Source organism: Sulfitobacter maritimus, from assembly GCF_013346665.1.
Lineage (GTDB): Bacteria > Pseudomonadota > Alphaproteobacteria > Rhodobacterales > Rhodobacteraceae > Sulfitobacter > Sulfitobacter maritimus.
In genome coordinates, this window is sequence record NZ_JABVBB010000034.1 from 194018 (window position 1) to 211790 (window position 17773).

The 17773-nt window shown below is 63.0% G+C and carries 14 protein-coding genes; 9 read left to right on the plus strand and 5 right to left on the minus strand.

Going from position 1 to position 17773, the window contains the following annotated elements; all coding sequences use genetic code 11:
• Positions 1-156: 156 nt before the first annotated feature.
• On the minus strand, positions 157-2049 hold the full coding sequence (locus tag HTT03_RS11050; RefSeq protein WP_174859835.1) for a propionyl-CoA synthetase: 1893 nt from the start codon (positions 2047-2049) through the stop codon (positions 157-159).
• A gap of 165 nt (positions 2050-2214) precedes the next feature.
• On the opposite strand from HTT03_RS11050, the gene HTT03_RS11055 reads away from it, so the two are divergent.
• Positions 2215-2970: a MipA/OmpV family protein gene (locus HTT03_RS11055; RefSeq protein ID WP_174859836.1), complete on the plus strand. Its 756-nt coding sequence runs from the start codon at positions 2215-2217 to the stop codon at positions 2968-2970.
• Positions 2971-3111: 141 nt separating this feature from the next.
• On the plus strand, positions 3112-3222 hold the full coding sequence (locus HTT03_RS11060; RefSeq protein ID WP_174859837.1) for a malic enzyme: 111 nt from the start codon (positions 3112-3114) through the stop codon (positions 3220-3222).
• Positions 3223-3278: 56 nt separating this feature from the next.
• On the opposite strand, the gene HTT03_RS11065 is transcribed toward HTT03_RS11060, so the two are convergent.
• Positions 3279-5552 carry an NADP-dependent malic enzyme gene (locus HTT03_RS11065; protein WP_174859838.1) on the minus strand — a complete coding sequence of 758 codons (2274 nt, stop codon included), beginning with the start codon at positions 5550-5552 and terminating at the stop codon, positions 3279-3281.
• Positions 5553-5736: 184 nt separating this feature from the next.
• On the opposite strand from HTT03_RS11065, the gene HTT03_RS11070 reads away from it, so the two are divergent.
• The 5 genes from HTT03_RS11070 to HTT03_RS11090 all read left to right on the plus strand — a co-directional run bounded on the left by HTT03_RS11070 (position 5737) and on the right by HTT03_RS11090 (position 10869).
• The gene (locus HTT03_RS11070; protein ID WP_174859839.1) at positions 5737-6129 is read left to right on the plus strand and encodes a cytidine deaminase; all 393 of its coding nucleotides are present in this window, start codon (positions 5737-5739) and stop codon (positions 6127-6129) included.
• A gap of 3 nt (positions 6130-6132) precedes the next feature.
• Positions 6133-7437: a thymidine phosphorylase gene (locus tag HTT03_RS11075; protein WP_174859840.1), complete on the plus strand. Its 1305-nt coding sequence runs from the start codon at positions 6133-6135 to the stop codon at positions 7435-7437.
• Positions 7437-8627: a phosphopentomutase gene (locus tag HTT03_RS11080; RefSeq protein WP_174859841.1), complete on the plus strand. Its 1191-nt coding sequence runs from the start codon at positions 7437-7439 to the stop codon at positions 8625-8627. The genes HTT03_RS11075 and HTT03_RS11080 overlap by 1 nt, the downstream gene beginning before the upstream one ends.
• A gap of 67 nt (positions 8628-8694) precedes the next feature.
• Positions 8695-9336 (plus strand): uracil phosphoribosyltransferase, encoded by a 642-nt coding sequence (gene upp / locus HTT03_RS11085; protein WP_174859842.1) that lies wholly within the window; start codon positions 8695-8697, stop codon positions 9334-9336.
• A 90-nt stretch (positions 9337-9426) separates the two neighbouring features.
• Entirely contained in the window at positions 9427-10869 is a 1443-nt protein-coding gene (locus HTT03_RS11090) for an SPOR domain-containing protein (protein ID WP_174859843.1), read from the plus strand.
• 75 nt (positions 10870-10944) lie between these two features.
• Here the strand turns inward: HTT03_RS11090 and HTT03_RS11095 are convergent, their stop codons facing one another.
• A complete protein-coding gene (locus HTT03_RS11095; protein WP_174859844.1) occupies positions 10945-11958 on the minus strand; it encodes a hypothetical protein in 1014 nt (337 codons plus the stop codon).
• An 87-nt stretch (positions 11959-12045) separates the two neighbouring features.
• The gene (locus tag HTT03_RS11100) at positions 12046-13671 is read right to left on the minus strand and encodes an AMP-binding protein (RefSeq protein WP_174859845.1); all 1626 of its coding nucleotides are present in this window, start codon (positions 13669-13671) and stop codon (positions 12046-12048) included.
• A 95-nt stretch (positions 13672-13766) separates the two neighbouring features.
• On the opposite strand from HTT03_RS11100, the gene HTT03_RS11105 reads away from it, so the two are divergent.
• Together HTT03_RS11105 and HTT03_RS11110 are read left to right on the plus strand one after the other, a co-directional pair.
• Positions 13767-14699, plus strand: coding sequence for a DMT family transporter (locus HTT03_RS11105; RefSeq protein WP_174859846.1), 933 nt, complete (start codon positions 13767-13769; stop codon positions 14697-14699).
• Positions 14696-15337 carry a sulfotransferase family 2 domain-containing protein gene (locus HTT03_RS11110; RefSeq protein WP_174859847.1) on the plus strand — a complete coding sequence of 214 codons (642 nt, stop codon included), beginning with the start codon at positions 14696-14698 and terminating at the stop codon, positions 15335-15337. Before HTT03_RS11105 ends, HTT03_RS11110 begins: the two co-directional genes overlap by 4 nt.
• 223 nt (positions 15338-15560) lie before the next feature.
• Here HTT03_RS11110 and HTT03_RS11115 read toward each other — a convergent pair whose 3' ends face one another.
• Positions 15561-17765, minus strand: coding sequence for a 3-hydroxyacyl-CoA dehydrogenase NAD-binding domain-containing protein (locus HTT03_RS11115; protein ID WP_174859848.1), 2205 nt, complete (start codon positions 17763-17765; stop codon positions 15561-15563).
• Positions 17766-17773 lie beyond the last annotated feature (8 nt).

Genomic DNA, 17773 nt, shown 5'->3' on the forward strand with positions numbered 1-17773 from the left:
GGTCTGCGCCGAGATGGTGCATTGCGGGGGCGCTTCGCATATTTTGGCCGCAGCCTGCAATTCAAAAAACGCCACCGGGCGCCGAAGATGCCGACGGCGCGCCCGCTAAGGGTAGGGGCCGCGCCGCCGGGGGCAAGCGCGACCTATGTTGACGGCTTAGCCCTTCGGGTAGCCGATGCGGGCCAGCGCGTCGTGGATTTCGTCCAAGATCGCCGGATCATCGATGGTTGCGGGCGGTTTGAAGTCCTCCCCATCGGCAATCTTTACCATTGTCGCCCGTAAAATTTTGCCTGAGCGGGTCTTGGGCAGGCGGTCAACGACCACCGCCTGTTTGAAGGCCGCCACCGGGCCGATCTGGTCGCGCACGCGGGTGACACATTCCTCGACAATCTCAGCCTCGGGCCGGTCCACGCCTTTGGTCAGGCAGAGGAAACCGACCGGCATCTGTCCTTTCAACGCATCGCTGACGCCGACCACGGCACATTCGGCCACATCGGGGTGGCCCGCCAGCGCCTCTTCCATCGCGCCGGTCGACAGGCGGTGGCCTGCGACGTTGATCACGTCATCGGTCCGCGCCATGATCCAGACATAACCGTCTTCGTCGATCATGCCCGCATCGCCGGTCTCGTAATAGCCGGGGAAGGTAGTGAGGTAGGATTTGCGGAAGCGCTCTTCGGCGTTCCACAGGCCGGGCAGGGTGCCGGGGGGCAGGGGGAGCTTGATGGCAATCGCGCCCAATTCGCCCGGGGGCTGGGGCTGGCCGCTTTCATCGAGGATTTGCACGTCGTAGCCCGGCATCGGCACCGAAGGCGAGCCGACCTTGACCGGCAGCGCTTCGAGCCCTGCAGGGTTGCCGACGATAGTGTAGCCTGTTTCCGTCTGCCACCAATGGTCGTAGACCGGCTTGCCCAGTTTGTCCTGCGCCCATTCAACGGTATCGGGGTCGGCCCGCTCGCCCGCGAGGTAGAGGGCGCGGAGACTCGACAGGTCGTATTTCTTGATCTCCTCGCCGTCCGGGTCCTCGCGTTTCACGGCGCGGATCGCGGTGGGGGCGGTAAAGAAACTGGCAACATTGTGCTCTTCGATCACCCGCCAGAAAGTGCCGGCATCAGGCGTGCCGACGGGCTTGCCCTCGAACACCACAGTGGTGTTCCCAGCGATCAGCGGCGCGTAGCAGATGTAGCTGTGGCCCACGACCCAGCCCACATCTGACGCGGCCCAAAAAACCTCGCCCGGCTCCACGTTATAGATGTTCTTCATCGTCCAGTTCAGCGCCACCAGATGCCCCGCGGTGGGGCGCACCACGCCCTTGGGCGCACCGGTGGTGCCAGAGGTATAGAGGATATAGGCCGGATGGTTGCCCTCAACCGGTTCGCAAGGCGCGGGGCGCACGCCGTCTTGGGCGGCGTACCAGTCAATGTCGCGACCCCGGATCAACTCGCAGGGGCACTGCCCGCGTTGGAAGATAATGCAGACCTCGGGCTTATGCTCGGCCTGTTCGATCGCGCCATCCAGCAGCGGTTTATATTCCACCACACGCCCCGGCTCCAACCCGCAAGAGGCTGCGATGATCGCTTTGGGTTTGCAATCGTCGATGCGCACAGCCAATTCGCTGGAGGCAAAGCCGCCAAAGACCACGGAGTGAATCGCGCCGATACGCGCACAGGCCAGCATCGCCTGAAGCGCTTCGGGGACCATGGGCATATAGATCACCACCCGGTCGCCCTTTTCCACGCCCTGCGCCTTGAGCGCTCCGGCAAGTGCGGCGACTTGGGCCTGCAATTCGCTATAGGTCAGGGTCGATTTCTTGCCGGTGATCGGGCTGTCATAGATGACCGCGACGCGCTTGCCGTTGCCCTGCTCCACATGGCGGTCCACGGCGTTGTAGCAGGTGTTCACACGGGCATCGGCGAACCATTCATAGATATCATCGCCCCGGTCAAACAGCGCCTTTTTGGGCGCGAGGTCCCAGTCAATGGCCTTGGCTTGCTCTAGCCAATAGGCTTCTGGGTCGTCTTTCCAGCGGTCGTAGGTCTCGCGGTATCCCATGGTGATGTCCTCCTGCCTTTTGTTACGCGCGGCTTGGGGCTGCTGCAAGCCGGGCGTGGTGGCCCAAAGTGGCGCGAAGGCGCGGGAACGGCAAGGGCAGGCAGACCTGTTCCTTGGCCGCAAACGTGCTAGTTAGCCTCAAAACCCAAGCTCAGGAGCCGCTCGATGCGTTTTGCCATTCCCTTTGTTGCCTGTCTTTCCACCCTTGCCGCGCTGCCTGCTGTGGCCCAAGAGCGGTCGTTCAACTTTGCCTTGCGCGGCGGCGTGGGCGTGGGACCGGAGTATCCCGGTGCCAGCAGCTACCAGGCGACGCCGGATCTTGGCTTTACCTTCGGGTCGCTGGAATGGGGCGGGCGCAAGATTGGCACCGGCATCGGAAACGCGCCCAAGACCGGCTTTGGCCTGACCGGCTCATTCCGCTATCTGGGCGAGCGTGATGCCTCGGATCATCCCGAACTGGCGGGGCTTGAGGATATCGACGCCGCCGTTGAACTGGGCTTTGGCGTGGTCTACCGCGAGGTGAACTGGCAGGTTTTCGGCAAGGTCCGTCGCGGTTTTGGTGGTCATGAAGGGGTGACGGGCGACATCGGTGCTGATCTGATCTTCCGCCCGGATGAACGCTGGACCATCACCGCAGGCCCGCGTTTCAGCCTCGGCAATGACAGATTCGCGGATACCTATTTCGGGGTCGATACCGCCACGCCGACCTTTGCCGCCTATGAGGCCGAGGGCGGTCTGCTCGGCGCGGGGGTAGAGATTGAGGCAACTTACCGTTTGGACGAGGCTTGGGCGCTTGAAGGGGCCGTGGCCTATGAGCATCTGCTGAACGATGCCGCCGACAGCCCAATCACGCAGGCCGGGTCCGACGACCAATGGACCATGCGCTTCGGCGTGAGCCGCGCGTTTAACTGGCGGTTCTGAGCGGCTTTGCGCCGCCCTTCGGGGGGCTGCGCTGTTTCCGACATCAACGTCGAAAACAGATCAGTTTCGGGCCGGGTTTTTGCAATGATGAGGTCAGGCGCGGCAGGGTGCGCGCGCCGCTCATATGCAAAGGGTCCACCCATGGGTGACAAGATCGGCAATAAGAAAAAGCAAGCCAAGGCCACGGCAAAGCCCGCGTCCAAGGCGCCCGCTTCGGTGGCGGATATTAAACCCGCAACACCGCGCAAGTAGGATCGGCCTCGACCGAGCCGCGCCGCCCCTGAAATACAAGGGGCGGCGCTTTGCGTTTAGCCGTAATGCGCGACCGGGGTGCCGGCGATGGCGCCCACGTTCAGCAGCCCTCGTGCCGTGATGGAGGGCGACACGATATGCGCCCGGTTGCCCATGCCCATCAGGATCGGGCCAACCTCCAGCCCGCCGCCTTTCATCTTGAGAATGTTGCGCACGCCCGACGCCGCATCCGCATGGGCAAAGACCAGCACATTGGCTGCGCCCTCCATCCGGTTGCAGGGCAACAGTCGCGCACGCAGATCGGCATCAAGCGCGGTGTCGATGTTCATTTCGCCCTCATAGACGAAATCATGGTTCCCCGCGTCGAGGATTTGCAACGCCGCACGCAGGCGTTTGCCGGAGCCTTCGCCCTGGTTGCCAAACTGGCTTTGCGAACAGAGCGCCACCTTCGGCTCGATCCCAAAACGCCGCACGTGACGGGCGGCCCCGATGGCGATCTCCGCGATCTGTTCGGGGGTGGGGTGCAGGTTCACTTGGGTATCCGCGATAAAGAGCGGCCCATCCTCCAAGATCATCATCGACAGCGCACCATGCGGGCGCAGCCCGTCGCGGCCCAGCACTTGATTGACGTAGTTCAGATGCAAGCCGAACTCCCCAAAAGTGCCACAGATCAAGCTGTCGGCCTCGCCGCGATGCACCATGACCGCGCCGATGGCGGTGGTGTTGGTGCGCATGATGGCGCGGGCGATGTCGGGGCTAACGCCACGGCGGCACATCAGGCTGTGATAGGTCTCCCAATAATCGCGGTAGCGCGGGTCGTTTTCAGGGTTCACCAGATCGACGTTCTGACCCAGTTGCAGGTTAAGGCCCGCCTTTTCGATGCGCCGTTCGATGACCTCTGGGCGACCGATGAGGATCGGGCGCTCGACGGTTTCTTCGATGATTGCTTGGGCCGCGCGCAGCACCCGCTCGTCCTCGCCCTCGGCAAAGACCAAACGGCGCGGAGAGAGGCGGGCGGATTCAAACACCGGGCGCATGATCAGCGCGGATTTAAAGACCGAGCCGTCGAGTTTGCGCTTATAGGCGTCGAGGTCGTCAATGGGCCGTGCGGCCACGCCGGTCTCCATCGCCGCTTTGGCCACGGCAGAGGATACCACGCCAATGAGACGCGGATCGAAGGGTTTGGGGATCAGGTAATCGGCGCCAAAGGTGAGTTGCTCGCCTTGGTAGGCCGCCGCCGCTTCGGCGCTGGTGGTGGCGCGGGCAAGCGCGGCGATGCCGTCGATACAGGCGATCTTCATCTCGTCGTTGATCGTGGTGGCACCCACGTCCAGCGCGCCGCGGAAGATGAAGGGGAAGCAAAGTACGTTGTTGACTTGGTTGGGAAAATCGCTGCGGCCAGTGGCGATGATCGCGTCAGGGGCGACTTCGCGGGCAACGTCCGGCAGGATTTCCGGGGTGGGGTTGGCGAGCGCAAAGATGATCGGGCGGCTGGCCATTTTTTCGACCATCGCAGGGGTCAGAACGCCGGGGCCGGAGAGGCCGAGGAACATATCCGCCCCGTCGATCACATCGTCGAGCGTGCGCAGGTCAGATATCTGCGCATATTCGGCTTTGATCGGGTTCATGTCTTCGGTGCGGCCCTCGTAGACCAGCCCGTTGATGTCGCACAGCCAAACGTTTTCGCGCTTCACGCCGAGCTTCAGCAGCATGTTAAGGCAGGCAATGCCCGCAGCACCGCCGCCTGTCGAGACGATCTTGATATCCTCGAAGCGCTTGCCTGCGACATGCAGCGCGTTCTTGGCCGCAGCGCCTACGACAATGGCGGTGCCATGCTGGTCGTCGTGGAAAACGGGGATGTTCATCCGTTCCCGGCAGATGCGTTCAACGGTGAAACAATCGGGCGCTTTGATGTCTTCGAGGTTCACCGCGCCAAAGCTCGGCTCCATCGCGCAGACGATCTCGGCCAGTTTTTCGGGGTCGGCTTGGTCAAGCTCGATGTCGAAGCAGTCAATATTGGCGAACTTCTTGAAGAGCACGGCCTTGCCTTCCATCACCGGTTTGGAGGCCAGTGCGCCGATATTGCCCAGCCCCAGAACCGCGGTGCCATTGGTGACGACTGCTACCAGATTGCCACGCGAGGTGTAGCGGGCGGCGCTGGCGGGGTCCTTCTGGATTTCGATACAAGCCTCTGCCACGCCCGGTGAATAGGCCCGCGCCAGATCGCGGCCATTGGCCAGAGGTTTGGTGGCCCGCACCTCAAGTTTCCCCGGTCGGGGGTGTTCGTGATAGTCCAATGCGGCTTGGCGAAGATTGGGGGCGTCGGTCATCGTTTGTGCTTCTCCCGAATAATGGTTTAGCGTTAAACTATTTTCTGCGCCGGGGCAAAGTGCCTTTTAGCAAGGGTACGAGCAGGCATCCCCCGAAGGTAATTATCGCCAAAATAAGCAGGGCGTCGTTTTGCATCGCATAGGGCGGGGCAATTTTCTATAGTTCGGAAAAACGGAGAGTATGATGAGTGATTTGCGCGAAGCGGCGGTGAAGGTGCGTGAGAACGCCCATGCGCCCTATTCGGAATTCAAGGTAGGTGCGGCGATCCGCACGGTCTCGGGCGCGGTGTTCAGCGGCTGCAATGTCGAGAACATCGCCTATCCGCAGGGCACCTGCGCCGAAGCCGGCGCGATTGCCGCGATGGTGGCAGCAGGCGAGCGTGAGATTGCCGAGGTCTATGTGGTCGCAGGCAGTGAGCTGCCGGTGACGCCCTGTGGTGGCTGTCGGCAGAAGCTGGCGGAGTTCGGCGGCGGTGCCGTGACCGTCGTTATGGCGACCACCGGGGGCGAAGAGCAGCAGATGACCTTGGGCGATTTGCTGCCCGGAGCCTTTGGCGCCGCCCATATGAAGGGCTAGGCGGTGAGCGCGCGGGATATTTTAGCTCGGTTGCGGCATGGGCAGCCCTTGGATGCCGAAGCGCTGACGTGGATGGCGCAGGCGCTGGCGGAGGGCGGGGTGAGCGACGCGCAGGCCGGGGCTTTTGCCATGGGCATCTGCCTGAATGGGTTGGACGATGCCGGGCGCGTGGCGCTGACGCTGGCAATGCGCGATTCGGGGCGGGTGCTGCAGTGGGATCTGGACGGGCCGGTGCTGGATAAACATTCCACCGGCGGTGTCGGCGATTGCGTGTCGCTGATCCTTGCCCCGGCGCTGGCGGCCTGCGGCGCTTACGTGCCGATGATCTCGGGGCGGGGTCTGGGCCATACCGGCGGGACGCTGGACAAGCTCGAAGCGATCCCCGGTGTGACGACGCAGTTGGAAGAGGCGCAGTTTCGCGCGGTTGTGCAGGCGGCGGGCTGTGCCATCGTCAGTGCCAGCGGCGATATCGCCCCGGCGGACAAGCGGCTTTATGCGGTGCGCGATGTGACTTCGACGGTGGATTCGCTGGATCTGATCACCGCGTCGATCCTGTCAAAGAAACTCGCGGCCGGGCTGGATGGGCTGGTGCTGGATGTAAAGGTCGGCTCCGGCGCCTTCATGAAGGATATGGATGAGTCGCGGGCCTTGGCGCAGGCGCTGAGCAGCACGGCGACCTCGGCGGGCTGTCCGACCACGGCGGTGATCAGTGACATGAACCAACCGCTGGTGCCGAGCCTCGGCAATGCGCTGGAGGTGGCCGAGGTGATGCGCGTGCTGACCGGGGCGGCGGCGGGGCCGATTTTGGAGGTGACTGCAGAGCTGGGCGGCGGTTTGTTGGCCAGCGGTGGGCTGGCCGCGGATGCGCAGGCGGGGGCCGAGGCGATCTTAAGGGCTGTGCGGGATGGCCGCGCCTTGGAGCGTTTTGCGCGGATGCTGGCCGAGATGGGCGCACCGGTGGGGTTTGCGGACGATTGGCAGCGGTTCTTGCCCGAAGCTCCGGTGATCTGCGCCGTGAAAGCGCCGCGCGACGGGGTGGTCAGCGCCATTGATGGTGCGGCGCTTGGCATGGCGGTGGTCGGCCTTGGTGGGGGCCGTGTGGTTGAAGCGGATCAGATTGATCCGGCGGTGGGCTTGTCCGAAGTCGTGCGTCTTGGGGCGCGGGTCAGACAGGGGGAGCCGTTGGCGATGGTCCATGCGGCGCGCAGCGAAGCGGCGGATGCGGCGGCAGAGGCGATCTTGGCCGCGATCAGCTTGGGCGATGCGCCGGTGGCGGAACCGAAATTGATTTTGGAAAGGATCGGCTGATGGCACGTGCGTTTCTGGTGGTGATGGATAGCGTGGGCATCGGCGGCGCGCCGGATGCGGACGCGTTCTTTAACGGCACCCTGCCGGATACGGGGGCAAATACGTTGGGTCATATCGCTGAGGCCTGTGCAGCGGGGCAGGCCGAAGAGGGGCGCAGCGGGCCGCTTCACATGCCCAATCTTGACCGGCTCGGGCTGGGCGCGGCGTTGAAGCTGGCCAGCGGTGTTGAGGCTGCAGGGCTGGGGGCCGATCCCCAAGGCCGTTGGGGAGCGGCGACCGAAGTGTCGCAGGGCAAGGACACGCCTTCGGGTCATTGGGAGTTGGCGGGTCTGCCGGTGCCTTGGGCTTGGCATTACTTCCCTGACGAGACCCCGGCGTTTCCGGCGGACCTTTCGGCGGAAGTGGCGCGGCTGGCGGGGACCGAGGGGATTTTGGGCAATTGCCATGCCTCCGGCACCGCGGTCATCGAGGCATTAGGCGCGGAACATTGCGAAAGCGGCTGGCCGATCTGCTACACTTCCGCCGACAGCGTCTTTCAGATCGCGGCGCATGAGGAGGTCTTTGGTCTCGACCGTCTGCTGAAACTTTGCGAAGACCTCGCGCCGCGTTTGCATGAGATGAAGGTGGGCCGGGTGATTGCACGGCCCTTTATCGGCGAAGCGGGGGCCTTTGAGCGCACCCCGAACCGGCGCGATTTTGCGATCATGCCGCCCAAGCCGGTTCTGACCAATTGGGTGCAGAACGCCGGGGGCCGCGTCTATGCGGTGGGCAAGATCGGTGATATTTTCTCGATGCAGGGCATCGATGAGCTGCGCAAAGGGCCGGATGCCAAGCTGATGACCCATCTGCATGATCTGGTGGCAGAGACCGAAGAGGGCAGCCTGACCTTCGCCAATTTCGTGGAGTTTGACAGCAATTTTGGCCACCGCCGTGACGTGTCGGGCTATGCGCGTGCGCTGGAGTGGTTCGACGTTGAGATCGGCAAGGTGATCGGCGCGATGCGCGAAGGCGACATGCTAGTGGTGACCGCCGATCACGGCAATGACCCCACATGGGCGGGCAGCGACCATACGCGCGAGCGGGTGCCAGTGGTCGTCGCAGGCAACGGGGCAGGAGAGTTGGGTCAGATCGGCTTTGCCGATGTGGCCACGCTGGTGGCGCGTCATTTAGGGGTGACGGTGCCGCGCTAGGACAGCCTTTGCTTGCGAGATGCGCGGTTCTCCGGCTAGAAGCGAAGGAAATCAAGGAGCCTGCCGCATGACCGCTACACCCCCACATCTGACCGTCGTCGACCACCCATTGGTGCAGCACAAGCTGACCATCATGCGCGACAAGGGCACCTCGACCGCCGTGTTCCGCCAGTTGCTGCGCGAGATCAGCCAGCTTTTGGCCTATGAGGTGACGCGCAATCTGCCGATGACGACCATGCGCATTGAAACCCCGATGCAGGAGATGGACGCGCCTACGCTGGACGGCAAGAAACTGGCGCTGATCTCGATCCTGCGGGCGGGCAATGGCTTGCTTGATGGGGTGCTTGAACTGATCCCCTCTGCGCGGGTTGGCTTTGTGGGGCTCTACCGCGATGAAGAAACGCTTCAACCGGTGCAGTATTACTTCAAAGTGCCTGAGGCGATGGAGGACCGTTTGGTCATCGCGGTCGATCCGATGCTGGCCACCGGCAATTCCTCGGTCGCGGCGATTGATCTGCTGAAAGAGGCGGGGGCGACCAATATCATCTTCCTGTGTCTGCTCGCCTCGCCCGAAGGGGTGGCCACGATGAAGGCCGCGCATCCGGATGTGCCGATCGTCACGGCGGCGCTGGACGAGTCGTTGAACGAAAAAGGGTATATCATCCCCGGCCTTGGCGACGCCGGTGACCGGATGTTCGGCACCAAGTAATCGCGCCTTTCCCGCGTTTTAGCGCGCGTCACGCTTTACTCAGGGCGCGCGCTGAGGCATGTTTTCTACCAGATCGTGTGGGGGCAACAGATGACACTTACCAGAACTATTGCAATGGCGGTGTTTGCCGCGACGTTCGGCGCTACCGCTGTGCAGGCCCAAGACAGCCGCAGTCAGCCAGCGGAATTCCCGTCGGCGTCCTATAAGGGCAAGCAATATGTCGACAGCGCGGGCTGTGTTTTCATCCGGGCGGGGATCGATGGCAATGTCTCTTGGGTGCCGCGCATGAGCCGGGCGCGCAAGCAGGTCTGTGGCTTCCAGCCCACGAATGGCGTTCAGGTCGCGGCGGCTGAAGAAAAACCGGCGAAGAAGATCGAGAAGATCACGGTGGCAGAGGCGCCTGCCAAGGTGAAGCCTGCACCTAAGCGGGTCAAGGAACAGCCCGTCGCCCGCCCGGCACCGCAAAAGGTCGTGCGCCGCGTGGCCCCCGCTCCGAAACGTGCGCCAGCCCCTGCTGTTATCCATCAGCCCGCCCCTGCGCCTGTGCCTGTGGCTCCTGTGCGGCAGGTCACGCTGTCGGCCCCTGCGCCGATGGGGCATGTCAGCGCCTGTCCGGGTGCGTCGCCTCTGGCGCAGCACTATATGCGTGGCGGCAGCGGCTATGCGGTGCGCTGCGGCCCTCAGGCCGAGGCCATCGTGGCGCATCGCAGCGCCCCCGGTGCACCGCTTCGGGGCCAAGCGCCAACGCCCTATCGCAGCGCAGCCGCAGCCCCGTCCTATGACGCAGCCCCCCTGCGCGGTGCCACGCCGAGAGCGGTGGTGGCCGCACCGCTGCCCAGTGGCCCTGCGCCCCGCGCAGTCAGCGCACAAACCCGGATCGTCCCGAAGCATGTGGCGCTGAACCGGATCAACACGACCAATGTGAAAGTGCCGCAGGGCTACCGCAAAGTGTGGGAGGACGACCGTCTGAACCCCCACCGCGCCGAACAGACCTTGAATGGCCGCGCCGACATGCTGCTGATATGGACCCAGACCGTGCCGCGCCGTCTGATCAACCGCGCAACGGGCGAGGACGTGACCGCCAAAGTGCCATTGGTCTATCCTTACCTAGATATCGAAACGCAGCGGCGCAAACTGGGGCAGGTCAAGATCGTGCATCGTGACGGGCAGGTGGTCAAACGCGTGCTGCGCTACCGCAATGCCGCGCCGCTTCATCGTGATGAACGCCCCGCCAAGGGCAACAAGGTTGTGTATTCCAGCCGGTCCAACCGCACCCCTGCCGAACCGGTGACCGCGCAGACAACGGGCCGTGGCGGCTATGTTCAGGTGGGTGTCTTTGGCAATCCGGCCAATGCCCAACGGGCGGCGCGTCAGGTGGCAGGTCTTGGTTTGCCCGCGCGCATTGGCAAGCAGACGCGCGGGGGCAAGACCTATCACAGCGTACAAGCCGGCCCGATTGCCGGTGGCTCAACAAACGCGGCTGTCACCCGGTTGCGCCGGGCGGGATTTGGCGACGCTTACCTGCGCCGCTGACCGCAAGCGGACAAGTAACTCAAAGGCCAGCCGCGCGGCATCGCGGCTGGCCTTTTGCATGGGGCGGCCTGTGGCTTAACCGCCGCAGATGTTTTGCAAACGCAGCCAGTCGGCGTCTGACAAGAGCGGCGCGGTGAGCTTGCCTGACATGGGATCGGCCTCGATCAGCGGCAGGGTGCTTTCTCCGGTGATGTCCTTGGCATAGGCATAGGGCGTGCTGCGCAGTTCGGCCTCGGCAAAGCGCGCCAGTTGGCTGTCGATCTGAGGCTTGACCGTGTCGCGGGTGAGCAAGATTTCGGCATAGGTGTTCAACGCCTCTGGGGCGATGTCGCCCGTCGTCAATAGGCGGAAGGTTTCCCGCAGGCCCACGGTATCAAGCAGGTCCCCCAAGGGGTCATGCGCGGCCCGCAGGACGTCCTCGGTCAGCACATAGCCCGCTGCCACATCCGGCTCTTCGTGGTCTTCCAACACAGCGCGGTCAAGCACGATCAGACGGCCCGGCAAATGTAGGCTGGCGCGGGTCATGTCTGGCAACACGGCGAGCCGCCCAACCTCAAGCCGTTTGGCAAGACGGTTCAACGCGGCACTGCCCGTGGGCGTCTCACAGACCGGGCCAGAGACCCGTTCCAAACGATTGAGCAGCGCCACCCCCAGCGAGACACGTTTGACCTCGGGCACCACTTTGAGTGCGTGATCGCGCAGCGCACCGGGCATCCAGAACAGTGCCAAAGCCGCGACCACCGCAACGGAGGCCACCACCCCAAGCCAGCGCAGGCGGCCCGGTCGGGGGCGGCTGCGGTTGATGGCGCGGCGCAGCTTTTCGATCGCCTCAATCATCTCGGTTTCATTGTCGGGCAGTTCCAGCGTTTCGCTTGCGTCACCATCGGGATGATATAGCGCAGGCCGCTGTCCTGCGTTGGCCCGCTCAATCGCGGCCAGTGACCAATGGGTCAGCGCTTGATCCTTGAGATCGCTGATCACCAGCGTCGCGTCACCGATGGAGACAATGACCTCTCGGCGCTGTGCATCCGGCCCGGGACGCCAAAGGCCCGTCGCTTCAAGCCGGGCATATTTAGTGAGTGCGGTCATGGAGTTCTGCTGGGGGCCTGTGTGTTTTCAGCACTTTACCACGCAGCGCGGGATCAGCAATGGCATGTGACATAATGTGGCCCCGCGTCACGGGGCCTTGGCCTGTTTGCGCAACTCGAATTTCTGGATTTTGCCGGTTGAGGTCTTGGGCAAGTCGCCAAAGACCACCCGTTTGGGCGTTTTGAACCCAGCGAGCGTTTCGCGGGCAAAGGCGATTAACTCGGCTTCAGTTGTGGTCGCGTTCGGCTTGAGTTCGACAAAAGCGCAGGGCACCTCGCCCCATTTCTCATGCGGCTGCGCCACCACGGCGGCCAAGTTGACCTCCGGATGGCCCATCAGCACGCCTTCGACCTCAACGCTTGAAATGTTCTCGCCGCCCGAGATGATGATGTCCTTGGCGCGATCCGCGATCTGGATATAGCCGTCGGGATGCTGCACCGCGATATCGCCGGAGTGGAAGTAGCCGCCCGCGAAAGCCTCCTGCGTGGCCTCGGGGTTCTTAAGGTAGCCTTTCATCACCGAATTGCCGCGGATCATGATTTCGCCCAACGTCTTGCCGTCCATCGGGGTTTGGACACATTCGGGATCGGTGACGGTGATATGCTCCATCATCGGCATGGCAACCCCCTGCCGCGCCTTGATGGCGGCACGTTCGGGCTCCGGCAGGTCGTCCCACTTTGCCTGCCAAAGACACTCTGTGACATGGCCGAAAGTCTCCGTCAGGCCGTAGACCTGCGTGACGTTGAACCCCAGTTTTTCGATCTTGGACAGGGTCGCAGGGGCAGGGGGCGCACCTGCGGTAAAGACTTCGACCCGGTGCTCAAAGCTGCGGCGGGCTTCGGGAGCGGCGTTAACAAGCAGGTTCAGCACAATCGGCGCCCCGCCGAAATGGGTGACACCGTGATCGGCAATCGCGTCATAGATCGCCGCCGCCGTAATGTCGCGGCAGCAGACCAGCGTGCCGCCTAGAAGCGGCATCATCCAAGTGTGGTTCCAGCCGTTGCAGTGAAACAGCGGCACGATCTGCATAAAGACCGGGCGCAGCACCATCTGCCAACTGACCACCGTGCCCATCGTCATCAGATAGGCGCCGCGGTGATGATAGACCACGCCCTTGGGCCGCCCGGTGGTGCCGGAGGTGTAGTTCAGCGCAAGGCTTTCCCATTCGTCGCTGGGCATGATCCAGTCAAAATCGGGGTCGCCCTCGTCTAACAGGTTCTCATATTCAGGGTGGCGTCCGGTGACGGGAAAGCCCGCGTGGGGGTCGGGTACCTCAATGATCGCGGGGCAGCGGCCGTCCATTTTGGCGCAGGCGGCTTCGGCAAGATCGATAAACTCACTATCGACCAGCAGCACCTTGGCCTCCCCGTGATCGAGGATATAGGCCACTGTCCCCGCATCAAGCCGGATGTTGATGGTATTGAGCACTGCGCCGCAGGCCGGGACGCCAAAATGCGCTTCGGCCTGTGCGGGCAGGTTGGGGATCAGCGTGGCGACCACATCGCCGGGGGTCACGCCGATCCGAGCAAGCACCGAGGCCAGACGGCTGCACCGCGCGTGATATTGCGCATAGCTAACGCGGTGGGCGCCATAGATCACAGCGGTCTGATCGGGAAACACCTGAGCCGCCCGCCGCAGGTGCGACAGGGGCGTCAGTGGCACGAAATTCGCCGCGCATTTTTCCAGCCCCGTTTCATCCGACATCCAGCCCATATGACCCTCCCAAGCCTTTGGTTGCGATTTGGGGTTGAGTATTGCTGCGAGGACGTGACTTTGCAAAGAGGGAGAGCGCGAAAAAGGGGGGCAAGATGCAGGATGTAGCAGTGAAACCGGGGCTGGCCGCGATCTGTGCGGTAAGTGGCATGGCGGCATTGGGCCTGACGGATAATTTCGTCCCCTATATCTCGGAACGCGGCTCGCTTTGGCAATTCCACTTTGTCCGCGGCATCATGGCGGTGGCCATTCTGGCGGTGCTGGCGGCCATCGGCTTTGGTATTCTGCGGCCACAGCGGTTCTGGGCTGTGGTGGGGCGCAGCCTGTTTCAATCGGGCGCGATGCTGATCTACTTTGGCTGTCTTGCCTTTCTGCCCATCGGGGTGGTGGTGGCCGGGCTATTCACCTCGCCGCTCTTTGTGCTGCTGATCTCTGCAGTGTTTCAGGGCAAGCCCGTTGGCCCATGGCGGTGGGGCGCGGTGGTCGTGGGCTTTGCCGGGGCGCTGATGGTGATCCGGCCTGACCCGAATGATCTGGACCTTGTGGCCTTTCTGCCGCTGGTGGCCGGGGTGCTCTATGCTATCGGGGCGGTGGCGACGCGGGCGTGGTGCGAAGGTGAGAGCACCCTTGTCATGACCGCTGGGTTCTTTGGCATGTTGGCCGTGATGGGTGCTTTGGGCATGTTGGTGCTGCCGGGCAGCGAGGTGACCGGCACGCCGGGTTTCGTGAGCCGTACGTGGGGGCCGCTGGACGGGTCCATGTGGTTCTGGTTCGCGGTGCAGGCGGTTGGCTCACTGCTGGGCATCGGGCTTTTGGTGCGGGCCTATCAACTGGGCGAGGCCGGGCATGTGGCGATTTTTGAATATGCCTTGCTGATCTTTGCGAGCTTCTGGGCGTGGGTGCTTTGGGGGCAAACCATCTCGACGCTCGGGTTTGTCGGCATGGCGATGATCGCAGGTGCCGGGGCGGTGATTGCCCTGCGCAGCGATGAGCCCTCCCCCCTGCGCGCGCCGGAGAGTGTCGAGTGATCATCAGCCCCGGCCGCCGCTACGTCTTTGTGCATATCCCCAAGACCGGAGGCACCTCACTGGCGCTGGCGCTGGAGAGGCGGGCGATGAAGGATGACCTCATGCTGGGTGATACGCCCAAAGCGCTGAAACGGCGGCGGCGGTTGCAAGGGGTGCAGGCGGCGGGGCGGTTGTGGAAGCACTCGACACTGGCAGATGTGGATGGGCTGGTGTCGGGTGAGGATCTGGACGGTTTGTTCTGCTTCACGCTGGTGCGCAATCCGTGGGACCGGGTGGCGAGCTATTACCGCTGGCTGCGCGGGCAGAGCTTCGCGCATCCGGCAGTGGAGTTGGCGAAGCAGGCAGATTTCGCGGGGTTCCTGCGCCATCCGCAGACGCAGGCAAGTTTGCGGGCATGGCGCGCGCGGCGGTATATGCAGGACGCGGCGGGGCGGGAGCGCTCTGATCTCTATATCCGGCTGGAGCATTTCGCCGAAGATGCGGCACCGCTGTTCGACCATCTGGGGTTTGAACTGGCGCTGCCCCGGGTGAATGCCTCGCAAGGGGCGGTGGCCTACACGCCCGAGTTGCACGATATCGTGGCGGCGGTCTGCGCCGAGGATATCGCTCGGTTTGGCTACGTTTACCAAGCACACTAGGGCTATCGTCTGCCCGCGGGTCGGCGATCCGACCGGTGTAGCTGCCACTTTATGGCTCAGCCATGGTGTGCCATCGCGGTGTCGTACTCAGCCTCACCAAATCGCCCACCCGGGGGGCGGGCAGGCGATGGCCCGGCGCCTGCGGCTTGATTCCGGGCCGGGTGGCAGCAAAGGGGGTGGCCCTCACGACAAAGAAAAAGGGGCGCCGAAGCGCCCCCATCTATCATGCAGCCTTCGAGGCATCCGGGTTGAACCGCCCGTAGAACGTCTGGTTCTTCTGCGCCATCTCACGGAGCAGGTCCGGACAAGCAAAGCGCTCACCAAACTTCTCGGTCAACTGATCACAACGCTCAGCCGCATAGGGCGCGCCGATCATGTCGAGCCAGCTCAGCGGGCCACCGGACCAAGGCGCGAAACCCCAGCCGAGGATCGCGCCGACGTCACCCTCGCGGATGTCCATCAAGACACCTTCCTCAAGCGCCCGCACGGCTTCCAAGACCTGCGAGAAAAGCAAGCGATGCTGCACCTCGATCAGATCGGGCTGCTCCTCGGCCACGGGATACTTGTCTCCCATGCCGCGCCACAGCCCCTCGCGCTTGCCCTTGGCGTCATAGCTGTAGAAACCGGCGTTGGCTTTGCGACCCAGACGACCCTCTTCCTCCATCCAGAACACCAGCGGATCAATGTCGTCGTTCGGATAAGCATCGCCCATCGCCGCCTTAGTCGCGCGGGCAATCTTGGCACCGAGGTCGATCGACGTCTCATCCATCAACTGCAACGGCCCTAGCGGCATACCAACCAGCTTAGCAGCGTTCTCAATCAGCGCAGGCTCAACACCCTCCTGCACCATCCGCACACCTTCGTTGATGTAGGGAATGATGCAGCGGTTGGCATAGAAGAAACGTGCGTCATTGACCACGATCGGCGTCTTGCGGATCTGGCGCACATAGTCGAGCGCCTTGGCCACGGCCCGGTCGTCGGTCTCCTTGCCCTTGATGATTTCCACCAGCAGCATCTTCTCGACAGGCGAGAAGAAATGGATGCCGATGAATTGCTCCGCGCGGCTCGACGCTTTCGCCAAATCGGTGATCGGCAGGGTCGAGGTGTTGGAGGCAAAGATACAATCCTCGGGGATCACCGCTTCGACCTTCTGGGTCATCTCGGCCTTCACCTTAGGGTCTTCGAAGACCGCTTCGATAATCAGGTCACAGCCCTTGAGCGCATCGAGATCGGTGGTCGCGGTGATCAGTTCCAGCGCCTTGGCCTTCTTCTCCTCGGTCGATTTCTTGCGGGCGATGCCCTTGTCGAAATAGCTCGCGGAATAGGCCTTGCCTTTGTCAGCGGCTTCTTGAGTCTGGTCAATCAGCACCACCTCGATTCCAGCCTGAACCGACACCAGCGTGATGCCCGCACCCATCATGCCCGCACCGAGCACGCCCAGCTTCTTAACCCGCTGGTCTGGCACACCTTCGGGCCGTACAGCACCCTTCTCCAACGCCTCTTTGTTGAGGAAGAGCGAGCGGATCATATTGCCCGAGGACGGGTTCATCAGCACATTGGTGAACCAGCGTGCCTCAATTTTTAGCGCCGTGTCGAAGGGCACCAGCGCCCCTTCATAGACCGCCGACAAAAGCGCCTTGGCCGCCGGATAGACGCCCTGTGTCTTGCCGTTGACCATTGCATTGGCGCCGACGAAGGTCATGAAACCCGCCGGGTGATAGGGCGCGCCGCCGGGCATTTTATAGCCCTTGGCATCCCAAGGTTTGACCAAATCGGCATCCTTGGCGTTCAGCACCCAGTCGCGGGCCGCGGCCATCGGGTCTTCGCTAACCTCGTCAATGATCCCAGCTTTCACCGCAGCAGCAGGGGCCACCATTTTCCCTTCCAGAAGGAAGGGCGAGGCCGCCATGGCACCGAGCTTGCGCACCATCCGCGTTGTGCCACCAGCACCGGGGAAGATACCAACGAGAATCTCCGGCAAGCCAATCCGCGCCTTCGGGTTGTCGGCAGCAAAAGTACGATGCGTGGCCAGTGGCAGTTCCAACCCGATGCCCGCAGCCGTGCCGGGGATCACACAGGCGACAGGCTTGCCGCCCTTGTTGGTCTTCGGGTCCATGCCCGCGCGCTCGATCTTGCGCAGCAATGCGTGCATCTGCATCGTGCCTTCGAACAAACCCTTGGCCGGATCGTCGCCCGCGTCTTCCTTCATCTTCGCCAGCAGGTTCAGGTCCATGCCACCGGCAAAAGACCCTTCCTTGCCGGAGGTAATGATGATGCCTTTGACAGCGTCATCCGCCAGCGCATCGTCAATATGCTTTTCCAGATCGCGCAGCCCGTCAAAGGACATCACGTTCATGCTCTTGCCCGGCACATCCCATGTGATGGTCGCGATGCCTTGGTCGTCTTTATTCAATGTGAAATCGGTCATATTCTTGA

Excerpts from the sequence above, each read along its gene's own strand:
- HTT03_RS11060 (WP_174859837.1), top strand. The coding sequence starts at position 3,112 with ATGGGTGACAAGATCGGCAATAAGAAAAAGCAAGCCAAGGCCACGGCA.
- HTT03_RS11100 (WP_174859845.1), bottom strand. The coding sequence starts at position 13,671 with ATGGGCTGGATGTCGGATGAAACGGGGCTGGAAAAATGCGCGGCGAAT.
- HTT03_RS11070 (WP_174859839.1), top strand. The coding sequence starts at position 5,737 with ATGAGTGATTTGCGCGAAGCGGCGGTGAAGGTGCGTGAGAACGCCCAT.
- upp (WP_174859842.1), top strand. The coding sequence starts at position 8,695 with ATGACCGCTACACCCCCACATCTGACCGTCGTCGACCACCCATTGGTG.
- HTT03_RS11095 (WP_174859844.1), bottom strand. The coding sequence starts at position 11,958 with ATGACCGCACTCACTAAATATGCCCGGCTTGAAGCGACGGGCCTTTGG.
- HTT03_RS11050 (WP_174859835.1), bottom strand. The coding sequence starts at position 2,049 with ATGGGATACCGCGAGACCTACGACCGCTGGAAAGACGACCCAGAAGCC.
- HTT03_RS11115 (WP_174859848.1), bottom strand. The coding sequence starts at position 17,765 with ATGACCGATTTCACATTGAATAAAGACGACCAAGGCATCGCGACCATC.
- HTT03_RS11090 (WP_174859843.1), top strand. The coding sequence starts at position 9,427 with ATGACACTTACCAGAACTATTGCAATGGCGGTGTTTGCCGCGACGTTC.
- HTT03_RS11080 (WP_174859841.1), top strand. The coding sequence starts at position 7,437 with ATGGCACGTGCGTTTCTGGTGGTGATGGATAGCGTGGGCATCGGCGGC.
- HTT03_RS11055 (WP_174859836.1), top strand. The coding sequence starts at position 2,215 with ATGCGTTTTGCCATTCCCTTTGTTGCCTGTCTTTCCACCCTTGCCGCG.
- HTT03_RS11105 (WP_174859846.1), top strand. The coding sequence starts at position 13,767 with ATGCAGGATGTAGCAGTGAAACCGGGGCTGGCCGCGATCTGTGCGGTA.
- HTT03_RS11065 (WP_174859838.1), bottom strand. The coding sequence starts at position 5,552 with ATGACCGACGCCCCCAATCTTCGCCAAGCCGCATTGGACTATCACGAA.